General features: G+C 42.9%; 14 protein-coding genes. 6 read left to right on the top strand and 8 right to left on the bottom strand.

Features of this window, described 5'->3' with window-relative positions:
* Positions 1 to 18: 18 nt before the first annotated feature.
* Positions 19 to 2,634, bottom strand: coding sequence for an ATP-dependent chaperone ClpB (gene clpB, locus ACXAH9_RS09765; RefSeq protein WP_474894678.1), 2,616 nt, complete (start codon positions 2,632 to 2,634; stop codon positions 19 to 21).
* Positions 2,635 to 2,886: 252 nt separating this feature from the next.
* Between clpB and ACXAH9_RS09760 the strand changes: the two genes are divergently transcribed.
* Complete coding sequence (locus ACXAH9_RS09760) at positions 2,887 to 3,120, top strand: hypothetical protein (protein WP_474894677.1); 234 nt, start codon at positions 2,887 to 2,889, stop codon at positions 3,118 to 3,120.
* A gap of 53 nt (positions 3,121 to 3,173) precedes the next feature.
* On the opposite strand, the gene ACXAH9_RS09755 is transcribed toward ACXAH9_RS09760, so the two are convergent.
* Genes ACXAH9_RS09755 through ACXAH9_RS09740 form a run of 4 tightly spaced genes read right to left on the bottom strand, consistent with a single transcriptional unit; the run spans position 3,174 to position 8,537 of the window.
* Positions 3,174 to 4,268: a prolipoprotein diacylglyceryl transferase gene (locus tag ACXAH9_RS09755; RefSeq protein ID WP_474894676.1), complete on the bottom strand. Its 1,095-nt coding sequence runs from the start codon at positions 4,266 to 4,268 to the stop codon at positions 3,174 to 3,176.
* 53 nt (positions 4,269 to 4,321) lie between these two features.
* Complete coding sequence (locus ACXAH9_RS09750) at positions 4,322 to 5,779, bottom strand: TrkH family potassium uptake protein (RefSeq protein WP_474894675.1); 1,458 nt, start codon at positions 5,777 to 5,779, stop codon at positions 4,322 to 4,324.
* A complete protein-coding gene (trkA, locus tag ACXAH9_RS09745) occupies positions 5,779 to 7,119 on the bottom strand; it encodes a Trk system potassium transporter TrkA (protein ID WP_474894674.1) in 1,341 nt (446 codons plus the stop codon). Before trkA ends, ACXAH9_RS09750 begins: the two co-directional genes overlap by 1 nt.
* 59 nt (positions 7,120 to 7,178) lie before the next feature.
* Positions 7,179 to 8,537: an alanine/glycine:cation symporter family protein gene (locus ACXAH9_RS09740; RefSeq protein WP_474894673.1), complete on the bottom strand. Its 1,359-nt coding sequence runs from the start codon at positions 8,535 to 8,537 to the stop codon at positions 7,179 to 7,181.
* 114 nt (positions 8,538 to 8,651) lie between these two features.
* On the opposite strand from ACXAH9_RS09740, the gene ACXAH9_RS09735 reads away from it, so the two are divergent.
* Entirely contained in the window at positions 8,652 to 9,413 is a 762-nt protein-coding gene (locus tag ACXAH9_RS09735; protein ID WP_474894672.1) for an alpha/beta fold hydrolase, read from the top strand.
* A gap of 162 nt (positions 9,414 to 9,575) precedes the next feature.
* Here the strand turns inward: ACXAH9_RS09735 and ACXAH9_RS09730 are convergent, their stop codons facing one another.
* Complete coding sequence (locus ACXAH9_RS09730; protein ID WP_474894671.1) at positions 9,576 to 9,725, bottom strand: DUF2905 domain-containing protein; 150 nt, start codon at positions 9,723 to 9,725, stop codon at positions 9,576 to 9,578.
* Here ACXAH9_RS09730 and ACXAH9_RS09725 point away from each other — a divergent pair, their 5' ends adjacent.
* The 4 genes from ACXAH9_RS09725 to ACXAH9_RS09710 are packed head-to-tail and all read left to right on the top strand — an operon-like array spanning position 9,726 to position 12,876.
* Positions 9,726 to 10,436: an SAM-dependent methyltransferase gene (locus ACXAH9_RS09725; RefSeq protein WP_474894670.1), complete on the top strand. Its 711-nt coding sequence runs from the start codon at positions 9,726 to 9,728 to the stop codon at positions 10,434 to 10,436.
* 59 nt (positions 10,437 to 10,495) lie between these two features.
* On the top strand, positions 10,496 to 11,749 hold the full coding sequence (gene metK, locus ACXAH9_RS09720) for a methionine adenosyltransferase (protein WP_474894669.1): 1,254 nt from the start codon (positions 10,496 to 10,498) through the stop codon (positions 11,747 to 11,749).
* Between the two features lie 3 nt (positions 11,750 to 11,752).
* Positions 11,753 to 12,166 (top strand): nuclear transport factor 2 family protein, encoded by a 414-nt coding sequence (locus tag ACXAH9_RS09715; protein WP_474894668.1) that lies wholly within the window; start codon positions 11,753 to 11,755, stop codon positions 12,164 to 12,166.
* A complete protein-coding gene (locus ACXAH9_RS09710; RefSeq protein ID WP_474894667.1) occupies positions 12,163 to 12,876 on the top strand; it encodes a DJ-1/PfpI family protein in 714 nt (237 codons plus the stop codon). The genes ACXAH9_RS09715 and ACXAH9_RS09710 overlap by 4 nt, the downstream gene beginning before the upstream one ends.
* Before the next feature lies 1 nt (position 12,877).
* On the opposite strand, the gene ACXAH9_RS09705 is transcribed toward ACXAH9_RS09710, so the two are convergent.
* Entirely contained in the window at positions 12,878 to 13,555 is a 678-nt protein-coding gene (locus tag ACXAH9_RS09705) for an SDR family NAD(P)-dependent oxidoreductase (RefSeq protein WP_474894666.1), read from the bottom strand.
* On the bottom strand, positions 13,555 to 14,202 hold the full coding sequence (locus tag ACXAH9_RS09700) for an NADPH-dependent F420 reductase (RefSeq protein WP_474894665.1): 648 nt from the start codon (positions 14,200 to 14,202) through the stop codon (positions 13,555 to 13,557). Before ACXAH9_RS09700 ends, ACXAH9_RS09705 begins: the two co-directional genes overlap by 1 nt.
* Positions 14,203 to 14,214: the final 12 nt, after the last annotated feature.

Here is a 14,214-nt window from a genome sequence, read left to right as displayed (position 1 = left end):
GTATTGATGAGCAATCCATTACTCAATAGCCACTTTATCGAGGTTCAAAAACTCTACAGCTCCCAGATCGGATAAGGTTACTCCAATTACAGAATCTTTCGCAATGTTGCCTGCCAAAATTTCCTTGGACAGTTCATTCAAAATTTCACGCTGCAGCACCCGCTTCAACGGACGTGCTCCAAACTGAGGATCAAATCCAATCTTACCAAGATGCGCAAGTACTTTTTCGTCAGCTTCAATCTTGATACCGTTCTCCTCGAGACGTTTTTGGATCAGCCTGAACTGAATACTTACAATTTTCTGCAGATCATCCTTGCTCAACGGTCGGAACATGATCGTTTCATCTACCCGGTTCAAAAACTCCGGCCGAACAGATTTCTTCAGAAGTTCGAACACCTGATTCTTGGTCTCTTCAATCACTGGTTCAGGGTTTTTCTCATCCATCTTTTCAAAGCTATCCTGGATAAGCCCAGAACCAATGTTAGTGGTCATGATGATGATCGTGTTTTTAAAATTCGCCACACGGCCTTTATTGTCTGTCAATCGTCCATCATCCAATACCTGGAGGAGGATATTGAAGACGTCAGGGTGTGCCTTCTCAATCTCATCCAGCAAGATCACACTGTAGGGCTTTCTTCTTACCGCCTCAGTTAACTGACCACCTTCATCATAGCCCACATATCCCGGAGGCGCTCCAATCAAGCGGCTTACCGCATGGCGCTCCTGGTACTCTGACATATCTATGCGAACCATGGAGTTCTCATCATTAAAGAGGTATTCTGCAAGTGCTTTAGCAAGTTCGGTTTTACCAACCCCTGTGGTTCCAAGAAATATAAATGAACCAATTGGTCGCTTCGGATCATGCAATCCGGCACGACTTCTTCTCACAGCATCGGAAACAGCCTGAATCGCTTCGGACTGACCTGCTATTCTCTTGCCAAGTTCGTCTTCCAGATGGATCAGCTTCTCTCGATCACTTTGAAGCATTTTGGAAACGGGAATGCCGGTCCACTTTGCTACTACTTCCGCGATATCTTCAGCATCTACTTCCTCTTTCAGTAGCGACTTTTCACCTTGCATTTCATGAAGCTGTTGCTGATAATCAGACAGCTTTTTCTCTGCCTCGACGATTTTTCCGTAGCGAATTTCTGCTACTTTTTCATATTCTCCGACACGTTCAGCACGCTCAGCTTCCAGCTTATAGTTCTCGATGTTTTCCTTTGCCTCACGTAATCCCTGGATTACCGATTTTTCATTGTCCCATTTGGCTTTCAGCTCTTTTCTTTCAGATTCCAAGTCTGCAATCTCTTTGTTGAGTTGCTTTTCTTTCTCTTTATTCTTTTCCCTTCGGATTGCTTCACGCTCGATCTCCAGCTGCATGATCCGTCGGTTCAGCTCATCAAGTTCTTCCGGTAACGAATCAATTTCGATACGAAGTTTAGAAGCAGCCTCGTCCATCAGGTCAATGGCCTTATCTGGTAAAAAACGATCAGAAATATACCGGTTAGAAAGCTCTACTGCAGCAATTACCGCATCGTCTTTCACCCGAACGCCATGATGTACTTCATATTTATCTTTGATCCCTCTAAGAATGGAAATAGCATCCGCCACCCCTGGCTCATCCACGGTGATAGCCTGGAATCTTCGCTCCAACGCTTTATCTTTTTCAATGTATTTCTGGTATTCCTGCAGTGTAGTAGCACCAATTGCATGTAATTCACCCCTGGCTAATGCAGGCTTCAATAGGTTGGCAGCATCCATGGCTCCCTCGCCACCACCTCCGGCACCAATCAAGGTGTGGATCTCATCAATGAACAAAATGATTTCTCCGTCACTATCTGTCACTTCTTTGATGACTGCCTTCAGTCGCTCCTCAAACTCTCCTTTATATTTCGCACCAGCAACCAACAGTCCCATATCTAGTGAAATAATCGTTTTTGACTTTAGGTTCTCTGGCACATCACCATCCACGATTCGTTGAGCCATGCCTTCGACAATAGCTGTTTTACCCACGCCAGGCTCACCAAGTAAGATTGGGTTGTTCTTCGTTCTTCGTGCCAAAATCTGAAGCACCCTTCTGATTTCCTCGTCTCGTCCGATTACCGGATCTATCTTGCCCTTCTTCGCCAGCTCATTGAGATTTTTGGAATAGCGCTCCAATGACCGGTACTTCGATTCTGCATTTTGATCGGTCACTTTCTCGCCTCCACGAAGCTCTTTGATTGCTGCGATCAATTGTTTTTCTTGAAAGCCGGCATCCTTTAAAATTTGTGCCGGTTTATCTGATCCAGCTAATATCCCAAGAATGACATGCTCAACAGCTACATACTCATCACCAAAATCTTTTAGATACTTCTCTGCTTTTTGAAGTGCTTTTGCTGCATCATTGGAAAGGTATGGTTGTCCCCCTGAAACCTGCGGATATCCATTGACCACCACATCCAATGGTGTCTGGATCATCTGCTTAGTGGCACCCAGCTTCTTCAATAAAAACGAGATGAGGTTTTCATCTGATAATAATATCGCCTTTAAAAGGTGACCGGTCTCAATTACCTGCTGACCGCCACCAGAAGCAATTTCTGTAGCTTTCTGTAGGGACTCCTGCGCTTTGATGGTATAATTATTAAAATTCATTAGTCACATTTTTATTGTACAATCGGAAGATGTCAAATGTTATTCCAAAGGATTTTTTGGACTATTTAAAGACATCTTGTCAGGAATTTAATATCCTAATGACAAAAAAGAGACAATTTGACAGTCGAAAAACTTGAAGTGTACTTTTAAAAAGCGAGGATTTTATTTTGGTTTTTTTTTAGAAAAGGGATTTATCGTTTGTTTATGAGCATTATCCTTATAATTTTATGGGAAATTAAAACCTGACCAAAAATGAAAAAAGTACTTTTACTATTAGCTATGGTTGCATTCCTAGGAGCTTGCACATCATCATCTTCATCATCAGACTCAGAAGCAGAGGACGCAGTAGAGGAAGCAGGCGAGGCTGCTGAGGAAGCAATGGATGAAATGGAGGAAGCTGCTGACGAAGCAATGGACTCAGTAGACGTTGCTGTAGATTCACTTGCTGCAGAAGTAGAGGAGGCTACAGAAGGAGATCAGGAATAAATACATGTCTCTTTAGAAAATTGAAGGGAGCAAGTCGCTCCCTTTTTTTGTGTTTAGATAAAATCAGACATTTTTCGTTCTCCGGTGAAAATCCAAATCATCAGAACAATACCTGCTATGGTCAATGGGATACTTAATATCTGCCCCATGTTCAAGGTCATGTTTTCCTCAAAAGCCTCCTGATTCATCTTGAAAAACTCGTCGACAAAACGTAGCGACCAAAGCACGATCATAAATAGTGCAAAATTGAAGCCTTGTGGCAGGCTGTCTTTTCTTTTGCTCCAAAGCCAGTAAAGCACGATCATCAGAATGACACAATAAATAGCCTCGTATAATTGAGCTGCATGTCTCACCTTACCTAAGGCAGCAATTTCAACAACCTCTTTACCATCTTTTTGATAGTTTTTGTATGCCAGTGGACCGTCTCCAAAATCAACATGCTCCGTTACTTCTCCATATCTGCTTAAGGTGCTTTTCAGCTGATTTTCAACAAACATTTTGTCCTTCAATTCGAATTGATATCCTCTGCGGTATACGATGAATGCGGTGATGGGCACAAAACCTGCCTGATCACTTTGCATCTCCCCGCCTTTCTCAAACCACACATCATCTACATCCTCAGAATAATTGAGTATATCATAGGTGGCCCTTGCATAAACGATCCCAGTGTTTGAGCTAGTCAGGGTTCCTTCCATTTCCGAGTTGAAGAGGTTTCCTGTTCTGATCATTGCACCAGTTAGTGCTACCACAATAACTAACCGATCTAAAATCCATAGGTAGCGATAATTATATTTTTTGCAGAATAAATAAATAGCTACCAAAATACCCAGTGCTCCACCATGACTGGCAAGACCCCCTTCCCAGATCATCAGGATTTTGATCGGGTTAGATAAATAATACTCAGGATTGTAAAACAAGCAATGACCCAACCTGGCTCCAATGATGGTCGCGATAACCATGTATCCGGTTATTCGTTCCACATCCTTTTCCGGTCGTCCTTCCGCTTTGAAAATTCGAAAGAAAACCTGCTGGGAAAGCAAGAATCCTAACGCAAACAACACACCATACCATCGTGGAGCATAGTCTGTAAAAGGGATGGTGAAAATGGCCGGATCTACCGTCCAAATGATATAGCTGAGGATATTCATTTATTCATTTTTTGATGAAATCGCTCAAAGATGAGTTAATCTATTGAAAGGCCTTAAACTTTTCTCCAGAAAAATGGAGTAAAGAGGATAAGGACAGTAAATAGTTCAAGTCGGCCTAGTAGCATCATAAATGAAAGAATCCATTTAACCCCTGTAGGAAGGTGAGCAAAATTGTCAACAGGCCCAACATCGCCAATCCCCGGCCCAATATTACCAAGTGTAGTTGCTACTGCTCCTAAAGAGGTATTGAAATCAATTCCAAACGAGGAAACAGCGATCGCCCCAAAACACACAATAAGGATATAGATCATGATGAAGGCCAATACATTAAAAGTAATGTCCCTGCTAACAGATTTCCCATTAAACCGAACGGGAATAATCGCTGATGGGTGCAGAATCCGCTTTAGCTCTAGCAAACTGTTCTTGATTAGGAGGATATGTCTTACAAGCTTCACTCCGCCGGCAGTTGAGCCAGCAGAGCCTCCGGCAAACATCAACAGAAAGAAAATCACGGTTAGAAAGGATGTCCATGCGGTATAGTCATGTGTCACATAACCGGTGGTGGTTACCACGGAAACAATCTGGAACAATGCGTCGCGAATGGATTTCTCAAAGGTGTCATGACCAAGATTGAAAATAATTAACCCCACAATCAAGGATGAGATAACACAGAAAATGAGATAAAATCGAAACTCTTCGTTTCTTAACACTTTCCGAAACTTGCCATGCAGTCCGAAATATGTCATGGTGAAATTGGTTCCTGCCATGAACATAAAAAAGATGATTACATACTGAATGAAGGGATCTTGATAATGAGCGATGCTAGCGTTTTTTGTTGAAAAGCCCCCTGTAGCCATGGTGGTAAGGCTGTGATTGATCGCATCATAAAACGTCATTCCCCCGGCCCATAGCAACACCAGCTCAGTCACTGTCAATCCACAGTAGATGATCCATAAACGTTTGGCAGTTTCTTTTATTCGAGGTTGGAGCTTATCAGGAGAAATACCGGGCGCCTCTGCTACAAACAGCTGCATCCCACCAATTCCTAGAAGAGGAAGGATCGCAACCGTTAAGACAATAATCCCCATTCCTCCGATCCATTGAGTCAAGCTTCTCCAAAAAAGGATCCCTTTGTCCACAGACTCAATGTCTGTAAGTACAGTTGCCCCGGTAGTGGAAAAGCCAGAGAGTGTTTCGAAAAATGCATTGGTAATATCAGGAATCGCCCCACTAATTAAATACGGTAGTGTTCCGAAAAAAGACATGGAAAGCCACCCCATCGTAACGATAAGGTATCCATCTTTTTTCCGCATCTCATTAGTACGAAGATTTCTGGTAAGCAGGAGTAGAAGAGACCCGACACCAATTGTAATGAACGAGGAGCTTATCAGGGCCAGGTGGTCACCCTCATTATAATAAAAGCTGAAAGGCAAACAAGTGAGCATGAAGCCTCCGTTGATTAGAAGCAGAATGCCAATTACTTTGAAAATTACCTTATAGTTAAACTGCATTATTTGAAGAAGCTCTCCACTTTTCTAATACATTCTGGCTTTGACAATACGACCACCCGGTCTTTGGGTTGAAATTCAAAGTTTCCTCTAACAGCAATTCCTTTTCCATCCCGAATTACACCACCAACAATGGCTGTTTTTGGAAAATCCAAGTCTTTCAGTGGCTGCTCAGTTATTCTTGATTTCTCTCCAAGTTCAAACTCAAGTATTTCTGCATCAACACCATGAATACCTGCGATATTTAATACTTCGCCTTTTCGGATGTATCTAAAGATAAAGCTGGCTGCTATTAATTTTTTATTGATCAGCGTATCGATACCAATGCTCTGAGAAAGATGGATATAGTCCACATTTTCCACCAGTGCGATGGTTTTTCTGACTCCCTGGTTTTTAGCAACCAGAGAAGCCATAATATTAGTCTCGGAGTTTTCTGTAAGCGCTACAAATGCGTCCATCCGATCAATGCTTTCCTCTTTCAAAAGGTTAATGTCACGTCCATCACCATTGATAATCATGGTATCCGGCAGTTCATCAACCAGGTGGAGGCATTTTTCTTTGTCCGCCTCAATCAACTTAATATTGTACTTTTTGCTAAGGAGCTTAGCAGTGTTTATTCCAACCTTGCTGGCCCCAAGGATCATCACATTTTTGATCTCAAAACTTTCTTTTCCGGCTAGTGAAGTCACCCGCTCAATTCCATCAGGTTGGGCAATGAAATACGCATGATCTCCATCCTGAAATTTATTTTCACCGTATGGAATTATGGTTTTGTTGTCCCTGAGAATCGCTACCGTAGTGAAATTGTGGTCAGGGTTCAAATAAGCCGTTTCGGTTAGTGTTTTTCCATAAAGCTGTGACCCCTCGTCCACAGTGATACCCACTAGCGAAAGCATTCCCTTTTCAAACTCAAAGGTGTCGGTTAAAGCAGACTGTTTGAGTAATCGTTTGATCTCCCTTGCCGCAAGTGAGGCCGGGGATATAATCTCATCGATTCCAACATTGCTTAGATTTAACTCATCACGTGAGTGAAGGAGCTCTGTATTGGATATACGTGCAATGGTTTTCTTTGCTCCCAGACTTTTCCCCAAAATGCAAGTTGTGATATTCGTCTCCTGAATAGAAGTAACGGCAATTAGCAAGTCGGTTTTTCCAATATTCGCTTCTTTTAAGATACGTGGGGAAGTCGAGCTCCCACGCACTGTGCTTACATCCAGGTGTTGAGAGACATACTCCAGCACAGTTGGATTTGAATCTATGATTACAATATCCTGCTCTTCGGCGGTTAAAAGCTTTGCAAGATGAAACCCCATCTCACCGGCTCCAGCTATTACAATTCTCATCCTATCTTAAATGATATCGGCACAAAGATATGGCATCTAAGTACCAGCATTCCAAATGATTACGATTTATATACTTCACTAAAATACTTCTTGGTGGCTTGCATCACTTTGGGAGCAAGTATCACTGCTGAAATCATAGTGGGAAAAGCCATCAGTCCATATGCTACAAACACCAAATTGACCACATCTGTTAAAGATGCTACTGAACCCACCAGGACTAAGGCAATGTACCAATAATAAAAATACTTGCCGTATCTCGCTCCAATCAAAAAAGACAAACATTTCTGGCCATAATAGGCCAGCCCAAAAATGGTGGTGATTGCAAAAACCATTACACAGATCATTAATACTATGGGGCCAACCCCAGGCAACCCTATTTCAAAGGCTCTTGCTGTCATTACTATCCCATCTGCCTCCCCACTGTTCCAAACCCCCGTGATCAAAATACAAATACCGGTCATTGTACAGATGATGATAGTATCGATGGTTGGTCCTAGCATTGCTACCAATCCCTCTCGTACAGGTTCCTTTGTTTTAGCTGCACCGTGCATCAGTGGTGCCATCCCGATCCCTGCTTCATTTGAGAATGCAGCTCGTTTAGCCCCCTCTACAATAACAGCTCCAACAGCTCCTCCCAAAACTGCTTTGGCAGTAAATGCATCTTCAATGATGAACATAAAGGATGGAATAATTTCCTCAGGGTTCGTGATCATTATCGAAAGCACACTTAGCACAAATAGAATCACCATGAAAGGAACCAGCTTGGAAGCAACATTTCCTATTCGCTTGATCCCTCCTAAAATCACAATAGCAACAAGCGTTGCAATCACAATCCCTACGGTCAGGTTAACTGTAAATGAGCTTTCGATACCTGCCGGAATAAGGACCACATTTTTAAAAACTGCTACCATCTGATTGGTCTGGAAAACGGGAGTAGCTCCAAAAAAGCCAGCCACACAAAAGAAAAGCGCTAGTGGCATCCATTTTTTTCCCAGGGCTTCACGGATTACGTACATAGGCCCTCCTTGTAATTCACCCTCAGAGTCTTTTCCTCTAAACTGAACAGCAAGCGTACAGGTGAAATATTTAGTTGCCATTCCCACAAACGCACTCATCCACATCCAGAACATTGCACCTGGACCACCAGCAGCTATAGCCAAGGCCACTCCGCTAATGTTGCCCATTCCTATGGTCGCGGCAAGCGCACCGCTTAATGCCTGAAAATGGCTGATTTCCCCCGGGTCGTCAGGGTCATCATACTTTCCCCTCAATATATTAACTGCGTGAAGGAGGTATCTAAAAGGAAGGAATCGCGAATAAACCAGTAGAAAAAGCCCTCCTCCTAAAAGAAGAATAAGCAAAGGAGGTCCCCATATGAAGTTTACCGCATCTGCAAGAAATGTGCTGATCGAATTCATAAAGCTCGTGAAGGTAATATGTAACTTTGAGTCAAAAACATTTTATTGGTAGGAAATGAACAAAACCAATCATTTTGTCCTTTCATAGACCTGTAATCAAATTCTTCCTGATTAATGAAATTAAACTTTAGAACATTGGGGTCGGGTGATCCCCTCATCATTATGCATGGGGTATTCGGATCGTCTGATAACTGGCAAACCCTTGGAAAAGTTTTCGCAGAAAATTTTAAAGTCTATCTGGTGGACCTAAGAAATCACGGGAATTCACCACACAGCGACGAGTTTGACTATGATGTGATGGTAAAGGATGTGGTAGAGTTGATGGATGATGAAGGTCTGAAAAAAGCACATATTCTAGGCCATTCCATGGGTGGAAAAGTAGCCATGCACCTCGCCACACAGCACGCTGATAGGGTTGATAAACTGATAGTCGTGGATATCGCTCCAAAATATTACCCTCCTCACCACCAGCAGATTTTTGAGGGGTTTCATTCAGTAGATCTCGATAGCCTTGAAAACAGAAAGGATGCAGATGAACAAATGTCAAAAGTGATTTCCAACATGGGCGTTCGTCAGTTTATCTTGAAAAACCTGGATCGAAAAAAAGATGGAAGCTTTGGGTGGAAGCTAAATGTTGATGCTATAGAGCGAGCTATTGAAAGCGTGGGTGAGGGCATAGAAGGTGATGTTAGTTTTGACGGAAAAACCCTTTTCATTGCCGGAAGCAAATCAGATTATATTACGGAGGAGGATCATGATCTGATTCGCGAGCATTTTCCAAAGGCATTGATTGCGAGCGTTAAAGATGCCGGCCACTGGGTGCACGCTGAGAAGCCGAGGGAATTAGGAGAAATGGTGATGGAGTTTCTGAGCTAAAGGGAAGCCAATTATTTTAACCACGGAGATAACTGAGTGCATACACGGAGAAAACAGAGTGTTTCACTTAGTGTCCCCTGTGATTTTTGTGGTTAAAGAAATGCGTTACCTGATTTTATTCCATAAATAACCAAACAGCATTAAAACCAAACTGATAAGAATTTATGTGGTGATCGGGAAGTAAAAACTGAAATTTTCTCGCTCAATACGGATTTCTCCCGGAAGCCGACCTAATACGATATTCGGAACAAACTCCATGATTGCACCTACAACAACGAGTACTAATCCAATTAAAATCAATATTTTGCCCATATGAGTCAAGGTAAATTATTTCTGATTCCTACCTATCTGTCAACGGATAACGATGCGTCATTTGTTTCTCCAATGGTAACAGAAGTATTAAAAAACACAAAGCACTACTTCGCGGAAAATGTCCGTACTGCACGGAGGTTTATTAGCAGTCTGAAAGCCGGGATCACCATAGAGGATCTGGAGTTTTGTGTGCTAGACAAAAAATCAAACTGGGATCAGATGTACCCGCTATTTGAGCCTGCCAGAAATGGACAAGATATGGCGGTGATCTCAGAAGCAGGCGTTCCCTGTTTGGCCGATCCGGGTAATTTGGCAGTAAGTTTCGCCCATCAGACGGGCATACAGGTGGTACCCATGCCAGGAACCTCCTCCATTCAAATGGCGCTCATCGCCTCGGGGTTTAATGGGCAGCAGTTTACGTTTCATGGTTATTTACCAATCGATAAAAACCCTCGGCAGAAAAAAATTAAGGAATTGGAGCGGTTAAGTCAATCAGGATATACACAACTCTTTATGGAAACGCCTTATCGTAATCACCAATTGATTACAGATATTTTAAAATCTTGCCGGGCAGACACCTTGTTAAGTATTGCTGCAGATATCTCAGGATCGAATGAAAAGATCCTGACACAGCCCATCTCAAAGTGGCAGAAGACTGACATTCAGATACATAAAATCCCGGCGATATTCAGTTTTGGTCAATTCCCCTAACAGAGTTCAGCGAATCTTCTAAATTTGCCGACCAACTTTTAAATTAATATCAAACATACATGCCTTACTTATTTACCTCAGAGTCCGTTAGTGAAGGACACCCAGATAAGATTGCAGATCAGATTTCAGATGCACTTCTCGATCATTTTCTTGCTTTTGATCCAGATAGCAAGGTAGCCTGTGAAACCATGGTTACCACGGGGCTGGTGACCCTGGCCGGTGAGGTCAAAACTACCGCTTATGTAGACGTGCAGAATATTGCCAGAGAGGTCATTAACCGCATCGGGTATACCAAAGGAGAATACATGTTTGATGGGAACTCGTGTGGTGTTATTTCTGCCATTCACGAGCAATCACCAGATATCAATCAGGGTGTAGATAGAGATTCTGAAGATGAGCAGGGAGCCGGTGATCAGGGCATGATGTTCGGCTATGCCACTACAGAAACCGATAATTACATGCCTTTGGCATTGAATATTTCTCACAGCATTCTAATGGAACTTGCTGCTATTAGAAAAGAGGGGAAGGAAATGACCTACCTGAGACCTGATGCCAAATCTCAGGTGACCATTGAATACGATGATGACAACCATCCGGTTCGAATTGACGCGATTGTAGTGTCAACCCAGCATGATGACTTTGACAATGAGGATAACATGCTGAAAAAGATCAAAGAGGATGTGATCAATATTCTTATTCCTCGAGTGATCAAGAAAATGAAGCCGGACAATCAGGCTCTTTTCAATGACCAAATCAAATACCACATCAACCCGACCGGAAAATTTGTAATAGGTGGGCCACACGGTGATGCCGGACTTACTGGAAGAAAAATCATCGTAGATACTTACGGAGGAAAAGGCGCACACGGAGGGGGTGCGTTCTCAGGAAAGGATCCATCCAAGGTAGACCGCTCTGCCGCCTATGCAACGCGTCATATTGCAAAAAATCTGGTAGCTGCCGGTGTTGCAAATGAAATATTGGTACAGGTGTCATATGCCATTGGAGTACCTGAACCGATGGGTATTTACGTGAACACATACGGCACAGCCAATGTGGACATGAACGACGGTGAAATCGCTAAAATCGTTGAGAAGATATTCGATATGCGCCCTGCATATATCATCAAGCGATTGAAACTAAAAGAGCCGATCTATTCAGAATCAGCTGCGTACGGCCATATGGGTAGAACACCCGAAGTGAAGCAGGTGAACTTCATAGGAAATGGAGGCGAGGAGGTGAAGAAAGTGGTAGAAACCTTCACCTGGGAAAAATTGGATTACGTAGATCAGGTTAAAGAGGCCTTCGGTCTGTAAGACATGGAGGAGGTTTTGAGTAGCTGGCACAACGTGGTGAAAAACCAGGATGCCAGATTGCTTAAATCGATACTAGATAAAGACGCGGTATTTTATTCTCCAATTCTTTTCAATCCTCAAAAAGGCAGAAAGAAGGTCTTGACTTATCTGCATTCTGCTGCTAAAATGTTTGAGGAAGCCAACTTTCACTATGTAAAGGAAGTCATCGGTTCTGAAGAAGCGATTCTGGAATTCAATGCAGAAATTGATGGTATTCATATAGACGGTGTTGATATCATAACTGTAAAAAACGGATTAATCACAGAGTTTAAAGTGATGCTCCGCCCATTGAAAGCCATTGAAAAAGTGGGTGAAAAAATGAAAGCTCAGCTGGAAAGCATGAGTCTCTGGGACAAGCTTAAATGGAAGCTATCATGAAAAACATTCTGTTATTTTTATTCATTGCTTTGTTGGGGTGTAAACCATACAACACAAATAAAGACATTGTGATTGAACCTATCGCTTCTGGCCAATCCTTCAATGCAGCATTTCTTATGATTGATGGAGTATACAACTCTGAGCTCATGGCACCATTCGACATCTTTCAGCACACCATTTTCCATACTGAAGGTGGTATTCAGGTTTTCACCGTCGCAGAAACGATGGATACCGTCACTTCCTTTGAAGGGTTAAGGCTGCTTCCTGATTATTCATTCGATAGCGAAGAACTTCCGGAAATCGACATATTGGTTGTTCCCAGCGCAGAGCACAACATGGATTCCGACTTAGAAAATGAAACACTAATAAACTGGGTTTCTGAAATCGGTAGCAAGGCTGATTATGTAATGTCGCTTTGCGACGGGGCATTTGTTTTAGCAAAGGCAGGACTGGTTGATGGAAAAGAGTCGACTACTTTTCCATCTGATATAGTCAAATACAGAGAAACATTTCCTTCTTTGAAAGTTCATGAAGGAGTTTCCTTCGTTCATCATGACAACCTGCTAACCTCAGCTGGCGGTGCGAAATCGTATGATGTAGCGCTCTATTTAGTCCATTATCTTTACGGAGATGAAGTAGCGAAAGGTGTTGGCCGTGGCTTGGTGATCGACTGGGAAGTGAATGATTATGCCTTTGTTCGGGTGGAATAACTCACCAATCAATCACCTTTTTATCTCTCAAAAATTTCCCATTCGGAATTTCATCTGCTGTTGCTAACCAGACCGCTGTTTCAGCTCCCTTCTCGACAGGTCTTGAAGCACCAGCACCTCCCATGTCTGTTCGCACCCAGCCTGGACACAGGGCATTTACTTTTACGCTAGCCCCAATTTGCTGATACGTCATGATTGTTAAGGAGTTTAAAGCTGTTTTGGAGATTCGATAAGCCGGATGATCCGCTCGTAAATCATCAATGGCTCCCATCCCACTGGAAAGGTTAATGATCCTGCCATCTGATGACTTTTCTAAAAGTGGAGCAAGCTCCTGAATAAGCATCCATGGGCCTAAAACGTTTGTTTCAATGGTCTGCTGAACCACTTCGAGATCAGCATTCAAAACATTCATACCATCATCAATCAGAATGCCTGCATTGTTGATCAACACATCCAGTTCACCCACCTCGTCCTTATACTTTTGAGTGAATGCCAGGATATTATCCTTTTTGGAAACATCCAGTTCACGAAACTTAGCTCCAACCTCTATAGCAGCATCTTCACCTTTTTCGACCGATCGTGCAGTGAGCACCACGTCGTGCCCCTGCGCTACCAGCTGTCGACAGATTTCTTTTCCGATTCCTCTATTTCCCCCTGTAACGATGATTTGTTTTCGCATTATCTCAAAAGTTTAAACGCATGTGACCATTGATTTTCTTTGAAGCCGGGAATACACCAGAGCATACAAAGTGGCTCTATCGCCCGGGCCGCCTCTACAGATCCCATGTCTTCGGTTTCCCAGCCAAACAGATCCAGAATGGTTGAGACTTCTTTCTTCGCAGACTCATCATTTCCGGCAATAAACATGGATGGTTTTTGGCCTTCTCCAATCTCCGGGTTGACCATCAGATGAGCCCCAACTGAGCTAAAGCATTTCACAAAATGTGCTTCAGGATTCGATTCCTGTAAGTCCTCCATTAACGATCGGTTAATGTCTGTAAAAAACTGAAGCACCCCATTCACGGGACCAGCTTTTTCATCAATCGGATTGGTGGCATCTATCACAGTTTTTCCATTGATCTCATCTCCGGCCATTTTCAACACATCCTTTGCTGCATACCCTTTCACGGCTAAAACGATGATCTCACCAAAGTCTGCTGTTTCCGAGAATGATCCGGCACTCCCCTTTTCTCCGGCTTCCTTTTTCCAGTCATCCAGTTTGCTTGAGTCACGTGTCCCTATCATCACAGCATGGCCGTGTTTGATAAATCCGTCTGCCAGGGTGCGTCCTACTACCCCTGATCCTAATATTCCAATTTTCTTCATGTTAGATTAGTG

The organism is Ekhidna sp. ABH4_415, assembly GCF_056161305.1.
The sequence above is the reverse complement of the archived record's forward strand: the minus strand, read 5'-3'. Positions and strand labels throughout refer to the sequence as shown.

What these genes read in the sequence shown, in the direction of transcription:
- clpB (WP_474894678.1), bottom strand. Translation starts at nt 2,634, where the DNA reads ATGAATTTTAATAATTATACCATCAAAGCGCAGGAGTCCCTACAGAAA.
- ACXAH9_RS09760 (WP_474894677.1), top strand. Translation starts at nt 2,887, where the DNA reads ATGAAAAAAGTACTTTTACTATTAGCTATGGTTGCATTCCTAGGAGCT.
- ACXAH9_RS09755 (WP_474894676.1), bottom strand. Translation starts at nt 4,268, where the DNA reads ATGAATATCCTCAGCTATATCATTTGGACGGTAGATCCGGCCATTTTC.
- ACXAH9_RS09750 (WP_474894675.1), bottom strand. Translation starts at nt 5,779, where the DNA reads ATGCAGTTTAACTATAAGGTAATTTTCAAAGTAATTGGCATTCTGCTT.
- trkA (WP_474894674.1), bottom strand. Translation starts at nt 7,119, where the DNA reads ATGAGAATTGTAATAGCTGGAGCCGGTGAGATGGGGTTTCATCTTGCA.
- ACXAH9_RS09740 (WP_474894673.1), bottom strand. Translation starts at nt 8,537, where the DNA reads ATGAATTCGATCAGCACATTTCTTGCAGATGCGGTAAACTTCATATGG.
- ACXAH9_RS09735 (WP_474894672.1), top strand. Translation starts at nt 8,652, where the DNA reads ATGAAATTAAACTTTAGAACATTGGGGTCGGGTGATCCCCTCATCATT.
- ACXAH9_RS09730 (WP_474894671.1), bottom strand. Translation starts at nt 9,725, where the DNA reads ATGGGCAAAATATTGATTTTAATTGGATTAGTACTCGTTGTTGTAGGT.
- ACXAH9_RS09725 (WP_474894670.1), top strand. Translation starts at nt 9,726, where the DNA reads ATGAGTCAAGGTAAATTATTTCTGATTCCTACCTATCTGTCAACGGAT.
- metK (WP_474894669.1), top strand. Translation starts at nt 10,496, where the DNA reads ATGCCTTACTTATTTACCTCAGAGTCCGTTAGTGAAGGACACCCAGAT.
- ACXAH9_RS09715 (WP_474894668.1), top strand. Translation starts at nt 11,753, where the DNA reads ATGGAGGAGGTTTTGAGTAGCTGGCACAACGTGGTGAAAAACCAGGAT.
- ACXAH9_RS09710 (WP_474894667.1), top strand. Translation starts at nt 12,163, where the DNA reads ATGAAAAACATTCTGTTATTTTTATTCATTGCTTTGTTGGGGTGTAAA.
- ACXAH9_RS09705 (WP_474894666.1), bottom strand. Translation starts at nt 13,555, where the DNA reads ATGCGAAAACAAATCATCGTTACAGGGGGAAATAGAGGAATCGGAAAA.
- ACXAH9_RS09700 (WP_474894665.1), bottom strand. Translation starts at nt 14,202, where the DNA reads ATGAAGAAAATTGGAATATTAGGATCAGGGGTAGTAGGACGCACCCTG.